At 59.8% G+C, this 386-nt stretch carries 1 pseudogene; it reads left to right on the top strand.

Annotated elements, in window-relative coordinates:
* Nucleotides 1–163 precede the first annotated feature (163 nt).
* A pseudogene (locus MKK51_RS12965) lies at nt 164–386 on the top strand (porin family protein); the annotation flags it as partial.

Genomic DNA, 386 nt, shown 5'->3' with positions numbered 1-386 from the left:
GGACGGCGTCCCTGCCTATGATCGACAGCACGACAATCCCCGTTTTTCACCGCGCCGGCCACACTTGTGGCATCGGACATTGGGTTTGGCTCCTGCGCTACAACTCGGCTGCCCATAATCGACTAGTTTGATCGTGGATCGGGCAAATCTATTGGGATCAACGATGAAAAATCTTCTTACGTCTTTCGCGGCTTTCACGGCACTACCGGCAGCGGCAACCGCCGTCGACCTTCCGCTTCGCCCTGCTCCTCCTGTCGTCTGGCCGCTGCGTGGTTTCACCTGGCCGGGTGCCTACTTCGGTATCAACGCCGGTTACGGCTTCGACGCTGGCAACGACAGCAACCGTTACAACCTCCCGGCCGGCTCCGTGCTGAATTCGGGCGCCA

It is taken from the genome of Methylobacterium sp. E-045, from assembly GCF_022829685.1.
In the GTDB taxonomy this organism is placed as follows: Bacteria; Pseudomonadota; Alphaproteobacteria; order Rhizobiales; family Beijerinckiaceae; genus Methylobacterium.
This window is presented reverse-complemented; position numbering and strand designations above follow the sequence as displayed.